Origin of the sequence: Leptospira noumeaensis, assembly GCF_004770765.1 — a bacterium.
GTDB classification, from domain to species: domain Bacteria; phylum Spirochaetota; class Leptospiria; order Leptospirales; family Leptospiraceae; genus Leptospira_A; species Leptospira_A noumeaensis.
The window spans coordinates 1-19,949 of the sequence record NZ_RQFK01000033.1; the positions used below are offsets into that span (position 1 = coordinate 1).

General features: G+C 39.7%; 19 protein-coding genes. 10 read left to right on the forward strand and 9 right to left on the reverse strand.

Annotated features, from left to right (window positions below):
* Positions 1-1,892, reverse strand: a 1,892-nt coding sequence (locus EHQ24_RS16785; RefSeq protein ID WP_135602786.1) for a thioredoxin domain-containing protein, incomplete at its 3' end; no start/stop codon positions are given.
* Between the two features lie 241 nt (positions 1,893-2,133).
* Here EHQ24_RS16785 and EHQ24_RS16790 point away from each other — a divergent pair.
* The 3 genes from EHQ24_RS16790 to EHQ24_RS16800 all read left to right on the forward strand — a co-directional run bounded on the left by EHQ24_RS16790 (position 2,134) and on the right by EHQ24_RS16800 (position 5,702).
* On the forward strand, positions 2,134-3,693 hold the full coding sequence (locus tag EHQ24_RS16790) for a TolC family protein (protein ID WP_135603121.1): 1,560 nt from the start codon (positions 2,134-2,136) through the stop codon (positions 3,691-3,693).
* Positions 3,687-4,871 (forward strand): M20 metallopeptidase family protein, encoded by a 1,185-nt coding sequence (locus tag EHQ24_RS16795; protein ID WP_208725852.1) that lies wholly within the window; start codon positions 3,687-3,689, stop codon positions 4,869-4,871. Before EHQ24_RS16790 ends, EHQ24_RS16795 begins: the two co-directional genes overlap by 7 nt.
* Positions 4,872-4,943: 72 nt before the next feature.
* Positions 4,944-5,702, forward strand: coding sequence for an enoyl-CoA hydratase/isomerase family protein (locus EHQ24_RS16800; protein ID WP_135602788.1), 759 nt, complete (start codon positions 4,944-4,946; stop codon positions 5,700-5,702).
* Between the two features lie 18 nt (positions 5,703-5,720).
* On the opposite strand, the gene EHQ24_RS16805 is transcribed toward EHQ24_RS16800, so the two are convergent.
* Genes EHQ24_RS16805 through EHQ24_RS16820 form a run of 4 tightly spaced genes read right to left on the reverse strand, consistent with a single transcriptional unit; the run spans position 5,721 to position 9,689 of the window.
* Positions 5,721-6,179: a MarR family winged helix-turn-helix transcriptional regulator gene (locus EHQ24_RS16805; RefSeq protein ID WP_135602789.1), complete on the reverse strand. Its 459-nt coding sequence runs from the start codon at positions 6,177-6,179 to the stop codon at positions 5,721-5,723.
* Positions 6,180-6,212: 33 nt separating this feature from the next.
* Complete coding sequence (locus EHQ24_RS16810) at positions 6,213-7,532, reverse strand: aminopeptidase P N-terminal domain-containing protein (protein ID WP_135602790.1); 1,320 nt, start codon at positions 7,530-7,532, stop codon at positions 6,213-6,215.
* The gene (gene waaF, locus EHQ24_RS16815; RefSeq protein WP_135602791.1) at positions 7,519-8,589 is read right to left on the reverse strand and encodes a lipopolysaccharide heptosyltransferase II; all 1,071 of its coding nucleotides are present in this window, start codon (positions 8,587-8,589) and stop codon (positions 7,519-7,521) included. Before waaF ends, EHQ24_RS16810 begins: the two co-directional genes overlap by 14 nt.
* A complete protein-coding gene (locus EHQ24_RS16820) occupies positions 8,589-9,689 on the reverse strand; it encodes a thiolase family protein (protein ID WP_135602792.1) in 1,101 nt (366 codons plus the stop codon). The genes waaF and EHQ24_RS16820 overlap by 1 nt, the downstream gene beginning before the upstream one ends.
* Positions 9,690-9,767: 78 nt before the next feature.
* On the opposite strand from EHQ24_RS16820, the gene bfr reads away from it, so the two are divergent.
* Genes bfr through EHQ24_RS16840 form a run of 4 tightly spaced genes read left to right on the forward strand, consistent with a single transcriptional unit; the run spans position 9,768 to position 12,878 of the window.
* Positions 9,768-10,244, forward strand: a complete 477-nt coding sequence (bfr, locus tag EHQ24_RS16825; RefSeq protein WP_135602793.1) for a bacterioferritin — start codon at positions 9,768-9,770, stop codon at positions 10,242-10,244.
* Positions 10,245-10,270: 26 nt separating this feature from the next.
* Entirely contained in the window at positions 10,271-11,374 is a 1,104-nt protein-coding gene (locus EHQ24_RS16830) for a THUMP domain-containing class I SAM-dependent RNA methyltransferase (RefSeq protein ID WP_425270100.1), read from the forward strand.
* Positions 11,371-12,516 carry an acetylglutamate kinase gene (locus EHQ24_RS16835; RefSeq protein WP_135602795.1) on the forward strand — a complete coding sequence of 382 codons (1,146 nt, stop codon included), beginning with the start codon at positions 11,371-11,373 and terminating at the stop codon, positions 12,514-12,516. The genes EHQ24_RS16830 and EHQ24_RS16835 overlap by 4 nt, the downstream gene beginning before the upstream one ends.
* A gap of 8 nt (positions 12,517-12,524) precedes the next feature.
* Positions 12,525-12,878 (forward strand): DCC1-like thiol-disulfide oxidoreductase family protein, encoded by a 354-nt coding sequence (locus tag EHQ24_RS16840; RefSeq protein WP_135602796.1) that lies wholly within the window; start codon positions 12,525-12,527, stop codon positions 12,876-12,878.
* Here EHQ24_RS16840 and EHQ24_RS16845 read toward each other — a convergent pair.
* Genes EHQ24_RS16845 through EHQ24_RS16855 form a run of 3 tightly spaced genes read right to left on the reverse strand, consistent with a single transcriptional unit; the run spans position 12,870 to position 15,738 of the window.
* Positions 12,870-13,544, reverse strand: a complete 675-nt coding sequence (locus tag EHQ24_RS16845; protein WP_135602797.1) for an iron-containing redox enzyme family protein — start codon at positions 13,542-13,544, stop codon at positions 12,870-12,872. The two genes, EHQ24_RS16840 and EHQ24_RS16845, sit on opposite strands and share 9 nt — an antisense overlap.
* Positions 13,541-14,536 (reverse strand): D-alanine--D-alanine ligase family protein, encoded by a 996-nt coding sequence (locus tag EHQ24_RS16850; protein WP_135602798.1) that lies wholly within the window; start codon positions 14,534-14,536, stop codon positions 13,541-13,543. The genes EHQ24_RS16845 and EHQ24_RS16850 overlap by 4 nt, the downstream gene beginning before the upstream one ends.
* Positions 14,533-15,738 (reverse strand): KamA family radical SAM protein, encoded by a 1,206-nt coding sequence (locus tag EHQ24_RS16855; RefSeq protein ID WP_135602799.1) that lies wholly within the window; start codon positions 15,736-15,738, stop codon positions 14,533-14,535. The genes EHQ24_RS16850 and EHQ24_RS16855 overlap by 4 nt, the downstream gene beginning before the upstream one ends.
* Before the next feature lie 82 nt (positions 15,739-15,820).
* Between EHQ24_RS16855 and EHQ24_RS16860 the strand changes: the two genes are divergently transcribed.
* The 3 genes from EHQ24_RS16860 (at position 15,821) to EHQ24_RS16870 (ending at position 18,570) form a co-directional block, all read left to right on the forward strand.
* Complete coding sequence (locus EHQ24_RS16860; protein WP_244310493.1) at positions 15,821-16,465, forward strand: HAD family hydrolase; 645 nt, start codon at positions 15,821-15,823, stop codon at positions 16,463-16,465.
* 34 nt (positions 16,466-16,499) lie between these two features.
* A complete protein-coding gene (locus tag EHQ24_RS16865) occupies positions 16,500-17,321 on the forward strand; it encodes a GerMN domain-containing protein (RefSeq protein ID WP_135602801.1) in 822 nt (273 codons plus the stop codon).
* Positions 17,322-17,421: 100 nt separating this feature from the next.
* A complete protein-coding gene (locus EHQ24_RS16870) occupies positions 17,422-18,570 on the forward strand; it encodes a GGDEF domain-containing protein (protein ID WP_244310494.1) in 1,149 nt (382 codons plus the stop codon).
* A gap of 176 nt (positions 18,571-18,746) precedes the next feature.
* Here EHQ24_RS16870 and mqnC read toward each other — a convergent pair whose 3' ends face one another.
* On the reverse strand, positions 18,747-19,862 hold the full coding sequence (gene mqnC / locus EHQ24_RS16875) for a cyclic dehypoxanthinyl futalosine synthase (protein WP_135602803.1): 1,116 nt from the start codon (positions 19,860-19,862) through the stop codon (positions 18,747-18,749).
* Positions 19,863-19,949 lie beyond the last annotated feature (87 nt).

A 19,949-nucleotide genomic window follows, 5' to 3' on the forward strand; every position in this document is an offset into this window, starting at 1 on the left:
TCCTTTAAAGCTGCCAATTTTTTTCGAATGGATCCAACTTCCTTAGGGTCTTTGTCTCTATACACCACTAGAACTTCCTTGGAGGGGTATTGGAATTTTTGGAATGCCGAAATCATCGAAGGATAACTGAGTGAATTTTGTGTGAGTTCAGGAAGAAAATAGGAAAAAATGGAATTTGCCTTTTTTTCCAAATCGTAGTTTTTGAATCCGAAAGAAAACAAAAGATGAAACAGATGTAAGATGGTAGAATTTCCTGATGGTTCCACCCCATCATAACCTTCGATGGTTCTGACTATTAAATCTTCGTTTCCATGAAAGGATTCGTAAAAAGGTCCAACCTTTGATTCAAAATTGGAAAAAACATAATCCAATGATTTTTTTCCTTTTTGGTATGCAGACAAATCTCCATCCAATTGAAAGAGTTTCATCGAAACCCAAATGAATTCTGCGTAATCCGGAAGGGTACCAAAGTATTTGGCTTCTCCTTCTCTGAATCTTCGAAGGATAGATCCATCATCACCTACAAGTTGTTTTACGATAAATTGATAAATCTTTTTGGCGTCGTTTAAATACTCATCCTCCCCCGAAACCTCATAAGCTGACAAAAGAGCACGAATCCAAAGACAATTCCAGGAAGTGAGAACTTTATCATCCCGAAGTGGACGAATCCTTTGGTTTCTATGGACGAGTAATTTATTTTTGGCATCCGTAAGTTTGGTTAAAAATTCAGGAGTGAATTGGATTCCTTCTGCATATGGATTTTTTCCCTTCCAATACACGTTTAAAATGTTTTGGTGTTCAAAATTTCCTTCTTCAGTGACATTCCAAAACCCTTGGATTTCTTCTGAGGCCACGAGAGATAAAAATTCGTCGTGGTTCCAAATGTAGAATTTTCCTTCTTCCCCTTCGGAATCCGCATCTTCTGCACTGGCAATCCCGCCCGATTCTAAGGTCATATCCCTACGGATATAGTTCACAATCTCCCGGATCACTTCTAAAAAGAAAGGTTCTCCCGTTGCCTTGTACAATAAAGAAAGTGCTTCTACATAGAGGGAATTGTCATACAACATCTTTTCGAAATGTGGCACAAGCCACTCATGGTCTGTCGCATAACGGCAAATCCCTCCGCCCACTTGGTCATAAATCCCACCGGATTTCATGGCATAAGCTGTGTTAAAAGCCATCTCGAGGGCCCTTGGATCTTTTTTAAGTAAGTAGAATTCCGTAAGGAAACTAAGAGCCATACTGGGTGGAAATTTATTTACAGAATTGGTTTTGAACCCAAAAAACTCTTTATCGTACACTTGGAGGTATCGTTCAAAATTTTTATCTATAATGTCTTGGGCTGGGACTTTTCCTTCATTGGGTCTTGTTTCATTGTCACGTAAATACTGTGTCAAGTCGCCAGCAGCTGTAATCAGTTCCTCTCTTTGGTTCTTCCAAGCCTCAGATACCAAACGGAGAACCTCTTTGAAACTGCGTTTTCCGTAGCGATTTTCCGGAGGAAAGTATGTTCCCCCAAGGATAGGTTCCTTTGTCGGGGTGAGAAACATATTGAGAGGCCAACCCCCTTGGGTTCCCATAGCGTGCAGTGCGTCCATATAAATTTTATCTATGTCTGGTCGTTCTTCCCTGTCTAACTTGATGCATACGAAATCACGGTTTAAGACTTCTGCTGTGGAATCATCTTCAAAGGATTCCCGTTCCATCACATGGCACCAGTGACAAGTCGAATACCCAATGGACAAAAGGATGATTTTATCTTCTTTTTTGGCTTTTTCGAAAGCTTCCGTGCCCCAGGGAAACCAATCTACGGGATTGTGTGCATGTTGTAACAGATAAGGACTTTTTTCATGAACCAGACGATTCGGTTTTTTCGACAGATTTGCCACAATGTTCTCCCAGAAACTAAGGTTTCTCCACGTAGCTTTTTACATTTTAGGTTGCTTGACAAGATTGATTTTTTCATCTTGTTTCTGTAAGGGGTTTAAGAAGTTTCCATTGAACAGTCACAATATTTCTACCCCGTATTTTTTTATAAGTCCTCGAAAGTTGACCAGCTGGTTAATATCTTTTAGTCTTTTAAGTTTCCCTATTTTTGCGGAATCAGACTTTGAAGAGGATGTCAAACGGATGCAGCTTTCCCAGTGGGAAAACGGCAACACCATTCCCGAATCGCTCCAGGCGGCGAATGGTCCGAAAAAACTACGACTCACCATCTCCCAAGCCATTGAGCAAGTCATCGAGAACAATACGATTGTTCAAAATGCCAAACTGGAAATTGTCAAAGCAGACAGTCCCGAATGGAAAAATGAATCCAAATACACTTGGAAGGCTCTTGCCAGTATCCAGTCTTCCAAACAACTTTTTCCAAATAACCGGAACAACATCTTTGCCGGAACGATTCGATCCCAAGATAAAATCTCAGCAGGTGTTGAGAAACAGTTCAAAACGGGAACCTATTTCAAAACAGAAATCAGTACGATTCGTTATGACGTAAATGCCTTTGAAGATCCTGCTTCACAAAGTGGATTTGGAAGTTTACTTGCAGCTCCACCGATGTACACTGGAGCACTCTCTGTCACTCTGTCGCAAGAATTGCTTAAATATGGTTTTGGTAAAAACGAAGAAGATAAGGAAAAACTTTTAAAAAACCAAACCCTTCTTGTTCGTGAAAACTATATCAATATCCTAACGCAACTAGTGGTAAAGATTCTAGTGGATTATTGGTCACTTAGCATCGTAGACTCGCAAATTGCTACTTACGAAAAAGTATCTAAAAACACTGAAGAAATTCGTAGATTGACCTTACGCAAGACAGGTCTTGGCCTTTCAGAAGGATTTGAAGTCAACCAATGGAACCAAGCTTATCTTAAAACCCAATCTCTTTTAGCAAAATCAAAAGTAGATCGGATTGAAGCAGAAAGAAATTTAGTGCGTATTCTCAATGTAGACACTGGATCTTCTATTGAGGGTGTCACTGATCTTAGTGAAACTTTACCAACTGGAATCAATCTGAAGGCAGACAAAGAGTATGCACTTTCTAGAAGAACCGATTATCTCATTTTAAAACGAGAAAGGGAAATAGCAAAATTGGCTTTAAACACAGCCCTTGCGGAAGACGATCCATCACTTCTTGCTACATTCTCTTATAGTTCCATTGGTCAAAATTTCATTTCTCCTCAGGACAATTTCATTGCTCGCCAAAGAGGAATTACATCTTGGAATTACCCACAAATTCTTGCTGAACTAAAGATGTCTTATCCCCTTTGGGATTTAGGAATCAAAGCAGGAATTCGGGATGCGGAAACCAATCTCAAAGTAAACGAGATGAAAATCCAAAACTTGGAACAAGAAATTTCCCAAGAAATTGACAACCGTTATGAAGCCCTTGTCTCAAGTCACGCCCTCCTAAAGGATCTGATCAAAACAAGAAAAGAAACTGAAATTTTTTACAATGGGCTTATGGAAAGGTTTCGTCAAGGTCGCTACACGGCTGTTAACGTAAAGAATGCCCTCGATAGTTTGGCGAATGCGGAACTTGCGGTAACACAGGCAAAAATTAATTTTAATATCAATTTAGTTCGTTACGAGTTGGCAAAAAATTCTCTCTTTGAGAAGTATGGACTCGATCTCTATTCCATTTTGGAAGAGGTCGAAAAAAGAGCCAAATTAGAAACCGATAAATTATGAAAGCCCTTCCTTCACACAGAAAAGAAGAGATGGTTCGTTACAGAAGAACCTTCCACCAGTTTCCGGAACTCAAATATGAGGAAAAGGAAACTGCTTCATTTGTGAAGGAACATTTAGAATCTTTAGGATTCCAAGTGGAATCAGGGATTGCAGAAACTGGGCTTGTGGCTTTATTTGATTCTGGGATTCCCGGAAAAACCATCCTCGTCCGCGCAGATATGGATGCCCTGCCGATCCACGAAGAAAACAATCACGAATACAAAAGTAAAAACCCAGGAAAGATGCATGCCTGTGGCCATGATGGACATACAAGCATCCTTATGGCTCTTTCGTCCGAGCTAAAAGCAGCTTTCTCTGACTTTGTTCCTAAAGGTCGAGTTCTACTTTGTTTCCAACCTGCAGAAGAAGGTGGTTCCGGGGCAGACAAAATGATTGCCTCCGGGATTTTAGAAAGATACCAAGTGGATTCTGTTTTTGCACTCCATGTTTGGAACCATATTGATTTAGGGAAAGTTGGTGTTGTGAACGGAACCATGATGGCATCCGTTGATGAATTCAAAATCACTGTCAAAGGAACTTCTGGACATGGAGCCATCCCGCAACATACGGTGGATCCGATTGTAGTTGGTTCTCATTTAGTGACTTCCTTACAAACTTTAGTTTCCAGAAATGTAGATCCACTTGAGCCTTGTGTGGTGACTGTGGGTTCCTTTCATTCGGGAAATGCTTTTAATGTCATTCCTGAAACGGCAGTTCTACACGGAACCGTTAGAACCTATTCAAAATCTGTTTATGAAATGATTCCGAAACGAATGGAATCCCTTGTGAGCCAAGTGGCAGCTGGATTTGGAGCAAGTATCGATTTCGAATACAACCGCGTTGACAAACCAACCATCAATGACCCAGCTATGGCGGACATTGTGAGAACTGCTGCAAAAAATGTTTTGGGTGAAAATTGTCTTACAGAAGAAAATACAAGAACCATGGGTGGGGAAGATTTTTCAGCCTTTCTTATGGAACGGCCTGGTTGTTATTTTTTTATTGGATCTCGGAACGAAGCCAAAGGTTTTGTCCACTCTCACCACAGTTCTTTTTTTGATTTTGACGAAGATGCCCTTCCTGTTGGTCTTTCCGTAATGAAAGAAGTCATTAGAACCTACCTATTAAATTCCAAATAATAAAAAATAATCTTGCCTGTTTTTTGACCAATTTTAATAGTTAGATATCTAACCATTTTCCAGAGGATTCCAATGATTTCATTCGAACAAATAGACGGAATCGGATTTATCCGATTGGGCATCAATGACAAGAACAGTTTTTCTAACGAATCGTTTTTGGAATTGAAAAAAACCATCCAAACAGCAAAAGAATCAAACTCCAAAGCCATTGTTTTAAAAAGTGATTCTCCTGGAAGTTTTTCGCTTGGTCTTGACCTTACCACTGTCAGTACAATGGATATGTCAAAAGACCTTGCGGCTTTCCTCGGTTTATTCTATGAAAACTTAGAAAGTTTATTCACACTTCCCGTGCCCACAATCGCAGAAATCTCCGGACATGCTTTGGGTTATGGTGCTATGCTTGCTCTTGTTTGTGATTACCGTTATGCGACGGAAGACATCCGATTTGGATTACCGGAAGTTAAAATTGGAATCCAAGTTCCTTCCTTTATTTATGCACTTCTTGGTGAAGCAATAGGATATGACGCGGCCAAACGCCATGTGCTCCTTGGAGATGCATTCAAAGCAAAAGAAATGCCTAGTTTGTTTGAAGAAATCGCGGGAACAGAAGAAGATTTGAAGAAAAAATCAAAATCCCTCCAAACAAAATTAAAGAAAAATTCTTTGTCTGCAATGAAGGATACAAAATCAGGAATTTTGAATGTTCAAAAAAACATATTGGCTTTGATCAAACCTGATATCGAAGCAACCATTCAAAGTATCCAATCAAAAGATGCACAAGAAGGAATTTCTGCATCCGTTCAAGTGAGAAGGCCTGTTTTTACTTCTTAAACATAAGCTATCTTTGGATTAATTTTCTTTTTTATTCCGAATGTGTTTGTAAATGACTTCGAGGATAGGATATAAAGTATCCTCGTTTTCTTTAGAAATTCCCCAAGTTTGTAATGAAAGAAGTTTCGCAGAGATAGTCACAATTTTTTTTCGTATTTTTTTCCCATCCTTTGACAAAAGGAGAGCCCACTCCCTTCCATCACTCGGGGAAGGATTTCGTTCCACAAGACCTTCTTTCACTAACCTATTCACAAGCACTGTACAAGTCGGTTTTGTTTTTTCAATGGTTTTGGCAATTTGTGTCATATTGATAGGAATTTTACTACGCAATAGAAATGTGAGGATTTCAAAATGGGAAGTGGTGAGTCCCGGGTATCCTAACTTTTCCATTTCCAACCGAACAATCTCTGCAATTTCCGAACTAATCCGATCGAAATACCGAACCGAACGAAACCGTTTGGGAAGTTCTCTACTCATAAAATTTCGGCAAACAGAATAAAACGAAAAACATTATGCCTTTAATGCTTCAATTTCTGAAATTTCTTTCGGAATGGACTCGGTCAAATTGATAGGTGTTTTTCCATGAATGAGAATGTCATCTTCGATACGGATTCCAATTCCACGAAATTCCTTCGGAATGGATTCGTCCGTTGGATCAAAATATAGCCCAGGTTCTACAGTAACCACCTGACCATCCTTAAGTGGCCTTGACTTTCCTTCTAAAAAATACCTTCCCACATCATGTACATCCATCCCCAGGTAATGTCCCGTACGATGCATATAAAATTTTCGGTAAGTACCCTTCTCTATGATTTCTTCCAAACTTCCTTTTAAAAACCCCATTTCTCTTAAACAATCACTGAGAAATTTTACTGTTTTTTCGTGAACTTCATTGAAGGGAGTTCCGGCAATCGAATTACGAATGGCATTTTTTTGCGCATACAAAACAATTTCATAGATAGTTTTTTGGGCCTCGGTAAATTTTTTACCTACAGGAAAAACACGAGTCACATCGGCAGTATAATAATTCCACTCTGCACCCGAATCCACAAGAACCAAATCACCATCTTTTAAAATATCATCATTACTGACATAGTGAAGGATACAGGCATTTTTTCCAGAAGCCACAATATGGCCATAACCACCACCAATCGATCCGTATTTCAAATACTCATTGTCGAGGAGTGCTTCCAATTCGTATTCATACATTCCAGGTTTACTTTCTCGCATAATGCGCATATGGCCAAGTTTTGTGACTTCGGCTGCATTTTTTAAAATGGCAATTTCTTCTTTGGATTTAGTGAGTCTTTCTTCATGTAAAAAATTGGGGTGTTCTATGCGATGAGGTCCGAACTTTCCTTCCCTTGCCCTTTCGGAAAGATTTCGGCATTCGGTGATGAGTTCCCGGTCGCGGTCGGGATTTTCACCGAAAAAATAATACAAGGTATGGTTACCAATCAGAATGGCAGGTCTTTCTTTTTCCCAATCAGTTAAGTCATAAGAAAAATCCAAACCTAACATAGATTTGATTTTTTCTTTTCCAAGCCTGATCCCTGTCCAAATTTCCCTTTCTTTGTCTTTGGGCAAACAAAACATCCCAGACACATCTTTTGTAATGACAAGGATAGAATCTTCTTCTGTAATCCCTGTTAGATAATAAAAATCAGAATTCTGGCGAAATTTATATTCTACATCTCTATTTCTAATTTTATGGTTTGCCGCAAATAAAAGAAAGATCTCACCAGATTTTAACTTTTTTTGAATGTTAACAATCCGACTGCGGTATAATTTATTGTTGTATTCTTTTGTTTTTTTATCAGGTAATTTCATTTGAGATGACTTCCTCTAAAGCTTCAAAAATCCGCACAGGGTTTTGGTCCAACATACAGCGGAAATGTCCCTCTGGACAAATTCGTCCGCCATGGATTCCACAAGGCCTACAATTTAAACCTTTTACCTCCATGATTTTATGTCTATCGGAAAGGCTTCCATATCCAAAGGCTGGGATGGTTGCCCCGTAGAGCATCACGGTCGGAGTATTAAATGCGGAGGCAAAATGAATGGGACTAGAGTCGTTAGAAATGATGGCATTTGCATTTCGAATCCAAACCATAAGTTCTTTCAAATTTGTTTTTCCCACGAGAGAAAACAATCGGTCTCTTTCCTTTAGTTCCAATGGTTCTGTTTTCATCAGTCGAAAGATTGTATTTTCAATTTCCAAATCTGCCTTACTACCGATGAGAATCACAGTTTCTTTTCTTTTGCGTAAAATTTGAGTGATGACACTTACAAATTTTTCTTCCGGCATTCGTTTGGTTTCCCAAAGGGATGATGGTGCAATTAAAATGTATCCTTCTTCATTCGAAAGGATTCCCTTTTTTTTGGATAAAAAGGATTCTTCTTCGAGTATCCCTGGAAATAAATAAGGCCTTCGTTCTCTACCTTTTGGAAAATCATATTCATCAAATAATAAGGAAAAAAGTTTTTCCACTTCATGTGGACCTTGTTTTGGTCGCGAAACTGTTTTTGTATGTAAAAATGAGAATCCTGATTCCTTATATCCAATCCGAATGGGGGCACGACTTAAGTAAGAAAGTAAACTAGAACGAAAGGAAAAATGCGCAGAGTATACCTTACTAAAATTTTCTTTTTTTAAGGAATTTGCAAAATGCAAAAACGCAAAAAAATTCTTTTTCACCCGTTTTTTATCTAATGACCAAACTTTAGTTAAATCAGGATTGTTTTCCAATACAGATTCTGTACCTGCATTCACAAGTACATGGACTTCTGCTCCTGGATGTTCCGTTTTTACCGCATGGAAAAACGAAGTAGATAGGATTAAATCTCCGAGGAAGGCAGTTTGGATGATCAGTATTTTTTCGGGCATCAGTCTCGTTCTAATATCGACACAAAGTTGTTTGTAGCAAGTCCACCTATACTTTGTGCTACTGCCAACCGCTTTTCAGGCCATTCCTCAAAGAACCGGCAAAGTTCGACAATTTGTGCGAGGCCAGAAGCACCAACTGGATGGCCTCGTGATTTAAGCCCACCAGAGGAATTGATAGGTATTTTTCCTTTGGGATGTGTTAGACCAGCCTTTACCTGAAACAAGGCCTCTCCTCGTTTGAAAAATCCCGCATCTTCGGCTCCCACAAGTTCAAAGGGAGTGAATGCGTCGTGTAATTCTGCAAAATCGATATCATTGGGACTCACACCTGCCTCCGCATAGGCTTTTTCAAAAGCGATTCGATTGGCAAGAAAACTCGGGTCGGCTGAGGTGAGAAACGGTGCGGTTCCTGAACCCATTCCTTTGACTGAAATGGAACTTGGGTCTTTGGAAAGGATAAGGGCTGCCGATCCATCCGACAAAGGTGAGATATCATACAAACCTAAGGGACTTGCAATTTTCGTTTGGTTTTGGTATTCTTCCAAAGTTAAATTCTTTTTGATATGTGCTTTAGGATTTAAGAGACCATTGTCATGGAGTTTCTTTGCGATGGCAAAAAGATCCTCATCTTTATATCCGTAATCATTTAAATACTTACGAGTGATCATGGCTCCACCTTGTGCCATGGACATCCCCAAATTTCGTTGTGTATCAGAAAGAACAGAACCTAACAAAAGATTACTTTCTTCCCGATTCAACTGGCTCATAAGTTCTGTTGCCACAACGAGTCCATGGTCGTATCTTCCACTGAGAATCAAATTCACTCCCAATTGAAAGGCAGAAGCACCAGATGAAGATGCAGTTTCCATACGAATGGAATATACATCACGAAGGCCAAGTAATCCAGGGAGTTTAGCAGAAAGATGGTATTCTTTGTTATAAGAATCAGGCGAAAAACTAGCGTAAATAATGAACTGAATTTTGTGAGATTGAAACTCATGTACAGATTGTTTTGCGGTCGCAAAGGACAAATTTAGTTGTGATCCTTTGTGTTTTCCGAATACACTCAATGATGGATTGTGAATGTAAACTTTCTTCATTAGAATATAGTTTAGGCTTGCCTATTCTATGAAAACCAATTATCTTTCCAATTGAAGAGAGAAAATGAGGCTACCCATATGAAGGGAAAGAAAGAAGTAATCGACATTTTAGCGGAAGTTCTAGCGGCTGAACTCACAGCCATCAATCAGTATTTTATACATGCAAAACTCTGTAAAAATTGGGGGTATTTGGAACTTGCCGATTACCTTAGAAAAGAATCCATTGAAGAAATGAAACATGCAGATGAAATCATCGAAAGGATTCTGTTTTTTGATGGGATCCCTGATTTACAAAAGTATCTAAAAATAAACGTAGGCCAAACAGTTCCCGAAATGTTGGATCATGATTTACAATTGGAATACAATGCGGTGGAAAGACTCAACCGTGGGATTGATATCTGTGTAGCAGCGAAAGACAATGGAACTCGTGAACTCCTAGAAAAAATCTTAGTTTCCGAAGAAGAACATATCGATTGGATTGAAACACAAAAATCCATCATTGATTCCATCAGCCTTCCAAACTACTTGTCACAAAAACTAGGAGACTCGGAATAAAACCTACTCACCCCACTTACCATGCCATTTGCGGAGAAGGTCTTTCTTCGCTTTTGGAATCTGAATTAAAAACACACCATCTCAAAATTAACAGTTCCAACCGAGGTGGTGTTTTCTTCTCTGGAAAAAAAGAAGATGTCATTCAGTTTGCCATTCATACAAAATTTGCTTCTCGCATCAACTTACAGTTGCTACATGAAAATGCAGATACTTATGACGAGTTTTACGCCAAAGCTTGCGAGTTACCTTGGGAAAAATACATCTGTCCAGAAATTAGTTTTCGGATTGATGCTGAAACCAAAGACAAATTAAAAAACTCAGAATTTACTATGCATCGTATGAAAGATGCGGTGTTAGATCGACTGCGAAGTAAAAAGATCCCCCTTCCTGAAATTGAAAAACGTATGGCAGATGTAACTATTGTTGTCAGATCCCATACAGACAAATTCAGCATTGAACTTTCTCTCTCGGGAGATCCAGTAGGAAGACGTGGATATCGACTTTTTGCTGGAAACGCCCCAGTCAGAGAACCGATCGCACAGGCCATGCTCGAAATTTCCGGATGGAAAGAAGGAAATACTTTGGTAGATCCCATGTGTGGGTCAGGAACCATCCTCATTGAGGCGGCGCTTAGGGAACGATTGTATGGAGAAATCAATCGGTTTCTATTTGCTGAATCCCCCGTCTTTCAAATCCTTTTTCCTACCTATGTATTTTCTGAAAGGAAAATGGAAAAACCAAATGCTCCCCATCTTTTTGGATTTGATGTGGACCCAGAAGCCGTTCGTATCGCAAAGGAAAATGCTTATGAGGCAGGTGTCGAAGATTTTGTTACCTTTGAAGTCGGCAACTGTTTGGACTTAAAAAACAATTTTGGAAGCCAAGGCCATGTGGTTACCAATCCTCCGTATGGAGATCGGATTGGAAAGCCAATGGAAGATCTAAAAGAGATGTACTTTCAATTTGGAAAGGTCATCAAAAATGAATTTGGTGGTTGGAAGTTTACAGTCCTTAGCGGTGACTTTTCCCTTCTAGGAAAATTTGGTCTGAAAGAAAATGCACATTTAAGTTTGAAACATGCAAACCTAAAAGCAAAAATTGTGGATTATGAGATCCGTGGGGGGAAATGAATTCCAAAGACGTACTCAGCCGAGTCTTTGAAATCACTAGAGATCCAAGAGATGGACTTCTTTTCTTAAAGGAATTCCAATCTCTTTCTCCTGAATCGTTTGCCATCCTTTATGCAGACTCAGAAACCATTTTTAATAGTTCCGAAGCCTTATTTTCTGACTTAAAACTTCTCTACCAACTGGATCTTTTTCCCTTTGTTGTTTTAGAGGTTGACAGTTTTCAATATTTAAAAGTTTTTTTCCCACTCGAACAAATGAATTTAGATGGAGAAAGAAGTCTTGGTTTTTCTTACCAAGTTGTGGACCGAAACAAACCACTCAAAGAAGAAGTCGCAAATAGCATTCGTCAGAAAAAAATTCCGATTCTACTTTGGGACGATGACTCAGAAAAACTTTCCTCTCTTTTGGACCGTTGTCGTTCCATCCTCCATTCCTCAAAAGTAATTTATGTTTCTATTGATGGACCACTGAAAGATCCAAATACAAACAAGGTAAAATCCATTTTACAAAGTGATTCTAGGTTATCTTTACCCGAGGGCACTGCTTTATCTAGATCACAGAATGAATTCATCCAACTTTCTGAGGATCTTTTGTCAAAAATTGAAGATCCAAAATTTAGTATTGTTCTCACTTCCCCATTTACTTTGCTTACAGAACTTTTTACCGTCAAAGGTAGCGGAACACTCGTTAAGCGAAAAAACAAAATCCGAGTTTGCCATTCCACTGATGAAGTTGATATGCCAAGAGTTTTCCAACTCATTGAAGAATCCTTTGGAAAACCTTTAAAACCTGAATTTTACAAAACTAAATTTGATGTGTTATTTTTAGAAGAATCCTATAGGGCCTGCGCTTGGTTACAAAAAACAGAACAAGGGTTTTTACTTTCTAAGTTTGCCGTCAATGGAGTGGCAAGAGGTGCCGGTGTCGGTCGAGACATTTGGGATCAAATTTTAGAACATTGCCGACCTCTTTTTTGGCGCAGTAAACCAGACAATAATATCAACAAATGGTATATGTCTGTGGCACAAGGGATAGAAAAAGATGATAGTTGGTATTATTATTGGCTTGGGCTAGGTCAGTCTCTCATTCCTGCAACCATCCAAACTTTAAAGTCTCAACCGGAAGATTTTTTTCCAAAGTAACCATAGAGATGCAACCTCAAACTTCAGTTTTAGTGTATGATGGAAATTGTGAGTTTTGCACTCGCCTTGCTAAATCCATTCGTGAAAAAACAAGGGACCAAATTGCCATTGTTTCCTACCACCAACTCACAGACAATGAACTTCAAGTCCTCCACAAACAGTTGAGTCGAGATTTGTGTGCCGGCGAAGTGCAGTTCATAACATCAGGGAATCGTTACCCAGGTTTTTTTGCTGTCAGACAACTAGTCTGGAAAATGGACATCTACAAATACTTTGGTATTCTTTTGTATTTGCCCCTTGTACCCTTTCTTGGAATGGCAACGATGTATTTGTTGAAACGATTTCGAAAGAAACTATCTTAAAACACTTTCTTTGTCCAAACGGGAAAGGCCTCTGTAAAAATCTTCCCGGGCTACAAGTGCGAGTAAATTTCCTTCCATCACTTGTTTTTTAGATTCTTCTGATTTGGCTGTTTCTTCAATGAGTTCAAACATCCGTTGGCTATGGCCTTCATCCGCATCCAAATTCACTTGAAAAAATTTCCCCTCAGGCAAAGCCATTTCCGATTTAAGTTTTTTGTAAGCAAGAGCAATCTGAGAATATTCTAATTTGAGAAGGTATTCGTTTGCCGGACCTAAGGCACCAAGTCCATAAAAAAATCCTTTTTCAATAATGGATTCCATTTTATCTAAATAGGTTTTTGTTTCTGGTAATAAATGATGGTTCAAAAAATCAAAATTAAGTTTTGTTAAAAATTCCGTTAAAATAGAAACATGGGTGTCTTCTATTTTCCCTTCTCCGAGTTCTCCCCAAATATTTTCCACAAGGACAATCTTTGCATTTTGATCCCTTGTTTTAGCGGCTACTAATAAAAACCAATCCACAAAACCAATGGATACAAAGTATTCCTGGCTTAACCATAAAATTAAGTCATTAAAACTCATGGTTACATTTCGTTCTAACAACCACTGGGAGCGGAGAACTGGATGTGTTTCTACATCCGTTTTTAAGATTTCAGTGATCTTCATAGGTTTTTTTCCTTTGCATAATTGTAACGATGATGGTGCTCGTATTCTGAAAATCCTAATTCCAAACAGTGGTTTAGGAGTTCGGAATATGATCTTCCGGCTTTTTCCCATAACAAAGGCAATGTGGAATATACCGGAGAAAATCCTGGTGTTGCATTCACTTCCAATAAATAAGGAAATCCATTTTCTAATTTAAAATCAATGCGAAGGTAACCGGAACTTCCAAGGATGTTTGCAATTTGGATGGCATAAGTTTGAAGGGAAATTGTCAGTTCAGTTGGTACTGCAAAATCTAAGGATTCAACAAAACTTTCCTTGGATTTGACAAGGTTACTATAAACGAATCCAGGATAGTCCACGTAAGCCGGAGCAGTAGCCGAGTAATTTCCTTTATTTCCAAGAACTCCAATGGTGAGTTCCCTTCCCGAGAGGTAAGATTCGACAAGAACCAAGTGGAATTTCTTAAGGAGTGTTGGTACAACTTTTTCCCAACCTTTATGCGTTTGGATGAGGTTTTCTTCCCCAATGCCTAGGCTTGAACCTTCTCCATTTGGTTTCACAAACAAGGGTAAAGCTGCCGGTGGTTTTTCTGTCCCCGCGTCCACGAGCCAAAAATCTGCAGTGGGAATTCCAAAGGATTTTAATAATAGTTTGGTTTTGTATTTATCTAATGTGAGGGTTTGGACGGATGCGGAACTTCCTGTATGAGGAACTGCCAAATATTCGCATAACGCTGGTATGTATGCCTCGCGATTTGGGGAATGATAACCTTCTACTAGATTCCAAACCATCCATTGGTCTCTTTCATTTACTGGAATTCCCGATAGAACTGAAGCAATTTCAGAAGGATTTGATAAAACGGCAACTTCATAACCCAAATTTTGAATGGTAGTTTCCATTTTTTGAATGGTGTCTAAAGATTCCCATTCCTGAGAGAGTTCTGGTGTATTTGGGTCATATACATCACAAGCAAGAATGACAGTGCGTTTCATATACCCAGTTTCCTCAAGTCCTCATCACTCAAAACAGGATAATAGGATTCTTTTTCCGAATCTACTGGTTCAAAAGAAAAATGAATTTTTTTTGTGACCGCCGAACGGAATACATGTTGGCGAGTTTTTGGAATGTACCCCAAATACCAGTTAGGTGCAATAGTGATTTTTCCGCCACCACCTGGAAGGTCATTCACAAATTGTGGGATCCCCATCCCGCCAATTTTTCCTCGCATATACTCTACAATTTCAATCCCTCGTGCGAGAGGAGTGCGAAACCCACGGGATCCAGGGATGAGCTCTGGGTCATAAAGATAATAAGCACGAACTCTCATCTCCAGAAGTTTTTTATGAAGAGTCAGCATGGTTTCTTCGTTGTCATTGATCCCTTTCAAAAGAACGGACTGGTTCCCCACAGAAACACCTACTTTTAACAAACGTAGGATGGCTTCTTTTGCTTCCTTTGTACATTCATTGGGGTGATTGAACTGGGTATTACAAAATATAGAAAGTTTGTCGTTGTTATAAGTTTCTATGATTTTGCAAAGTGCATCTGTGATACGAAATGGCAAAGTGACAGGATTTCTTGTACCCAAACGACAGATTTTAACATGAGGGATGGAATTTAATTCCGAAAGGATCCACTCCAGTCTAGAATCTGCTAAGTTTAAAGGGTCACCACCGCTAACTACTACATCTTCAATTTCGGGATGATTCCGTATGTATTCAAATGCCTTTTCTAAATCCCCTTTTTCCATTCGTTCTTCATTTGAAGAAACTTTGCGACCTCGCATACAATGACGGCAATACACACTACAGGAATGATTGGAGAATAAAAGTACCCGATTGGGATACATATGGGTTAACCCACGAACAGGACTTAGTCTTTCTTCATCCAAAGGATCTGCACTTTCTTCCGAGGAAAACACCGCTTCTTCGGACCTAGGAACAATCATCCTTCGAATGGGACAATTAGGGTCAGTGGGACTCGACAAAGAAAGATAATAAGGAGTGGTGGAAACATGCAAACGAATGGTTTCACGGATTCCAATTTCTTCTGATTCAGTTAGTACAAAATACCTAGAAAGGTCTTCCCCCTTCACTCGGTTTTGTAACTGCGAGGTATAATCCGTCCAATTTGTCCGGGAATACAACTCTTCGCGCGCCCGAAGAACTTCTGATAAACTGCTTTGCACGAGCATAACTTCCAATTCCTTACTTGCCAAGAGACCACCAAATTCTTTTCTGGTGGTAATGCAAAAAAACCGCCTGGGGGAAATCCGCATGGTCGCCTTCGATGTCGATGGAACCTTATTTTCCTCAGAATCCATAATCTTTAAGACGTACGTGCAGGCAATCGAAGAGTTTGCTTCCAAGACAGGAAAAATTGCGTCCTTACCAACCCATGACCAAATCATGAATGAAATTGGGAAACCAGTGCGAACCATTTTTGCCAACCTTCTCCCCAGTTTGCCTGAAGTGGAAAGAGATGGAATTTCCGCAAGGGTTCTAGACCTGCTTTGTGACTCGATTCGAAGTGGCGGTGGTGATTTTTACGCTGGTGTTGGTTCTACCATTCACTACCTAAAAGAAAAAGGTTATACCATCACTTGCGCTTCCAATGGAAGGAAAGCCTATATCGAAACCGTTTTAGACACGGCAGGTGTATTACAATACTTCGAACCCATTGTAGTGATCAACCAAGACACCATCCATACCAAAGGAGAGATCCTTGCTGAATACGTTCGTAAATACAATTTAGAGCCCAAGGCAATTGCTATGATTGGTGACAGGTTTAGCGATTGGGAAGCTGCCAAAGAAAATGGATGTCCTTTTGGATTTTGTACCTATGGCCATGGCCTTCCCGGCGAAATCCCGGATTTCCATTGGAAATTCGACGATTTACCTACTTTAAAAGAGTTTTTTTAAATTCGAAATTCTCTACTTCTCCGACATTGATAGTGTGGCGGTACTTCCCCAAATCCAAGAAGATAAATGGAAATCTTTACGCTATTTGCTTGGCGGGATTTTCCTTGTACTCGTTCTCATAGAAAAATCAATGGGGTTTGATCCCAAAACTTCGGGAAATATCTTTCCCAAACAGGGTTTTCGTAACATTGGAAAAACCCAAGAAAAAACAAAATTTGCAGAACCCTCAGATCCTTTTAACAACAAGCAATCTTGGGAAGATGACTTAAACTGGGAAGAAGAAGTCCTCACCCAAACCTTTCCAGAAACCGCTCCCAAACAAACGACTAAGTCAAAATTTGTGGATGATACCATTCCAGAAATCACTCTTCCAGAAGACAGGTTTCCTGGCGCCGGCAAACGCCTGCAAGCGGAGGCGGGTTATTTACCTGTATATTTTTTAAAATTTTATGGTACTGGTAAAAATAGCCAATCACAACTTGTGAAACTTTCTCGAGAATTTCCAGGTGGAGACCCCATTCCATTTTTATTCCAAGAACTTACAAAAGGTCCGAATGCAGAGGAAAAAGGAAAGGGTGTATTGTCAGCCCTATCCAAACGAGTTCGCATGGAACCTAACTACCGATTGGAAAATGGAATCCTACACATTTCTGTTTCCGAAGACATAAATTACGGTGGAAGTATCGAAATCTTAAAGGATAGGTTGGACCAAATTTCTTTTACCATGGTTGGTAATTTTGGAATCAAAGGGGTCATTCTTTATACCAATGGAGAAAGGATTCGTACCTTAGGAAGTGACGGTCTGACCATCCCTGAGGTTCTTGCCAAATCCCAAAGAAAGGTAATCATTTTCTGATTCGGGAAATGGTTTACAGATCTTAGATTTTCTGTATCCTTAGCACTGGTTCCATATGCGTAGGCATACATTCAAAAGGTATTTTTTTGTTTTTCGTAAAATGTTTTTACGAATCTACCATCCAACCTTTACCGCCACAAATATTTCTGATATTGGTTCTTCTTTACAAATTTTCAGTGTGATGACGGCGGTTACGTCTATCATTTCATTACTTTTTGTGGATTCCCTTGTTCGCACGAAAGAAGCCAGTTTCTGGATCGCTTTTTTTCGAATTTCCTCCCTTGCGCTTTGTTTCTTTGTCTACTTATTCGGGAAAAAAAAAGTCCGATTGTTCCAAAGGCATATTTATGGAATTACTAGTTTAGTTCTGATCGGTCTCATCCTGCTTTACATTCCAATGATGGTTTATGATAAACCAAACCATGCGTATTATTTGTTCGGGTCTGCCATTGTCATTGCGAGTGCATCCATTCTATTGTGGATTGAGCCCTTTCGGATTTTATTACTCTCTACTTTGTACATAGCTGTATTCATTCCCTTACATTTAAATTTTTCACGTATCCAAGGATTTGATCGGTTTATCTTTTACCAAGATGTTTTGATAGTATCCTTTTTACTTGCCTTTGGGTTTGTTGCAAACCTTCTCATCAACTATTGGCGTTTCGAAGAATACAGAGTGAAAGCTAGGTTACGAATCACCGTAGGTAAATTACTTCGTATCAATCAAAAAATCGAAGACCTTTCCCGAGTGGATTCTATGACCGAACTCTTTAACAGGCGTCATCTGTTAGAACAATTTGATCTCTATAAAAAAAGATCCAACCGGGAAGGATTCATCATTGGACTTGTGATTTTAGATTTGGACCGATTGAAAGCCATCAATGATAAGTATGGCCACAAACAAGGTGACCTTGCCATCCAAGCCTTTGCCAAAACTGTAAAATCGAGAACGAGAATCACTGACATTGCAGCAAGGATTGGTGGAGATGAGTTTTGTTTATTAGTATCTCCTATCGATAAAGAAGGTTTGGAGATACTTACAGAATCCATTCGGGAAAAATTGGAACGTTTGCAAATTCCGATCCACAACCAACCAGGGGAATCTCTGACCTTAACCGTCTCCATCGGTGCGACACTATTCCGTCCCGAAGACGACCCAAGTTTTGACGAACTCTACCACAAAATTGATACGGCCCTTTACACCTCAAAAAATGAGGGCAGAAACCGAATTACCCTGATCGAATCTTAAAAAAATGATCGACAAGTTTAAAGAAAATCAAAAGCATTGAAATTGAGACTGATTCTCAGTTTATGTCCATTACGGATAAGGTGTAAAATTTCGAAAGATGGGGAGCATATCCCCCATCTTTTTTTTTGCCCTGTGCCCAGTACTGAACGGAAAGGACACCAAAGCTAATCTGGCGATTAGCCCAGATCCACTCCCACTTGGTTGCAGTCATATTCTTCGGTATAAAGTAAATTCCGTCGGATTGGTTGGAACCCACCTTCTGTCAGAAATTTTCGTGCTTCTTTTTCTGTTTTCAATCCAAAGGAACGGAGGACATTTTCTTCAATCACAACAGAAGAAATATCATCAGCACCAGAATAAAGTGCCAGTTGCCCAACGCCTTTTCCGAGCACCATGACGGATGTTTCAATATGTTTGATATTGTCTAAGAAAATCCGACAGATTCCCAGAACCTTTAAATACTCATGCGTTGGAACGGGCCTCACTTTGAAGCGTTTTGTTTGTGGTTGGAAGGTCCAAGGAATGAAGGATAAAAATCCACCTGTACGATCTTGCAGGTCACGAACCACACTTAGGTGTTCAATCACCTCTTCTTCCGTTTCTTCCGATCCAAAAACGACGTTTGCTGATCCGAGTAGTCCCACTTCGTGGCAGGTTTCCATCGCTCGCACCCATTCTGATACTGTGGCTTTTTTGGGAGAGATGATTTGGCGCATTCGTTCCGTAAGAATTTCCGCACCTGCACCTGGAACCGAATCAAGGCCAGCTTCTTTTAAAATCAGTAATACTTCTCGTAAAGGTTTTCCCGTGATGGTTTCTAAATTGATGATTTCTACAGGGGAAAAGGCACGGATATGCATCTTCGGGTATTTGGATTTCACAGTGCGAATCACATCCAAATAGTATTCAAAAGGAAGGTTTGGATACACACCACCTTGGAGGAACATTTGGTCAGCTCCTTCTTCTACGGCATAATCCATTTTCTGGAGGATATCTTCTTTGGAGAGGACGTAACCTTTTCCATTCCCGATCTCATCCATAAAGGAACAAAAACTACATTCCACATTACAATAATTGGTATAATTCACAACCCGGAACATCGTGTAACTGGCTTGGGTGTGTGGCCTTACCTTCTCCCGAAGGTACCGGGCCACCATTTGGATCTTTAAAAAATCTCCTGTTTTATAGAGGATGAGGGCCTCGGCAGGAGAGATGCGTTTGCCTGCTACGGCGTTCAAAAGGACAGCATCTGCGGGGTCATTTGAGCTAAATGAAAACGAGTCTAAGTTCATGATCTCTACCTACTTGGACAGGAAATCTCCTGATAGATCCCTGTAAAAACCGAATTTTCCTGGACATTCATTTTTCTATACAAATCC

What these genes read in the sequence shown, in the direction of transcription:
- EHQ24_RS16790 (WP_135603121.1), top strand. Translation starts at nt 2,134, where the DNA reads ATGCAGCTTTCCCAGTGGGAAAACGGCAACACCATTCCCGAATCGCTC.
- EHQ24_RS16800 (WP_135602788.1), top strand. Translation starts at nt 4,944, where the DNA reads ATGATTTCATTCGAACAAATAGACGGAATCGGATTTATCCGATTGGGC.
- EHQ24_RS16805 (WP_135602789.1), bottom strand. Translation starts at nt 6,179, where the DNA reads ATGAGTAGAGAACTTCCCAAACGGTTTCGTTCGGTTCGGTATTTCGAT.
- EHQ24_RS16810 (WP_135602790.1), bottom strand. Translation starts at nt 7,532, where the DNA reads ATGAAATTACCTGATAAAAAAACAAAAGAATACAACAATAAATTATAC.
- waaF (WP_135602791.1), bottom strand. Translation starts at nt 8,589, where the DNA reads ATGCCCGAAAAAATACTGATCATCCAAACTGCCTTCCTCGGAGATTTA.
- EHQ24_RS16820 (WP_135602792.1), bottom strand. Translation starts at nt 9,689, where the DNA reads ATGAAGAAAGTTTACATTCACAATCCATCATTGAGTGTATTCGGAAAA.
- bfr (WP_135602793.1), top strand. Translation starts at nt 9,768, where the DNA reads ATGAAGGGAAAGAAAGAAGTAATCGACATTTTAGCGGAAGTTCTAGCG.
- EHQ24_RS16835 (WP_135602795.1), top strand. Translation starts at nt 11,371, where the DNA reads ATGAATTCCAAAGACGTACTCAGCCGAGTCTTTGAAATCACTAGAGAT.
- EHQ24_RS16840 (WP_135602796.1), top strand. Translation starts at nt 12,525, where the DNA reads ATGCAACCTCAAACTTCAGTTTTAGTGTATGATGGAAATTGTGAGTTT.
- EHQ24_RS16845 (WP_135602797.1), bottom strand. Translation starts at nt 13,544, where the DNA reads ATGAAGATCACTGAAATCTTAAAAACGGATGTAGAAACACATCCAGTT.
- EHQ24_RS16850 (WP_135602798.1), bottom strand. Translation starts at nt 14,536, where the DNA reads ATGAAACGCACTGTCATTCTTGCTTGTGATGTATATGACCCAAATACA.
- EHQ24_RS16855 (WP_135602799.1), bottom strand. Translation starts at nt 15,738, where the DNA reads ATGCTCGTGCAAAGCAGTTTATCAGAAGTTCTTCGGGCGCGCGAAGAG.
- EHQ24_RS16860 (WP_244310493.1), top strand. Translation starts at nt 15,821, where the DNA reads ATGGTCGCCTTCGATGTCGATGGAACCTTATTTTCCTCAGAATCCATA.
- EHQ24_RS16870 (WP_244310494.1), top strand. Translation starts at nt 17,422, where the DNA reads ATGTTTTTACGAATCTACCATCCAACCTTTACCGCCACAAATATTTCT.
- mqnC (WP_135602803.1), bottom strand. Translation starts at nt 19,862, where the DNA reads ATGAACTTAGACTCGTTTTCATTTAGCTCAAATGACCCCGCAGATGCT.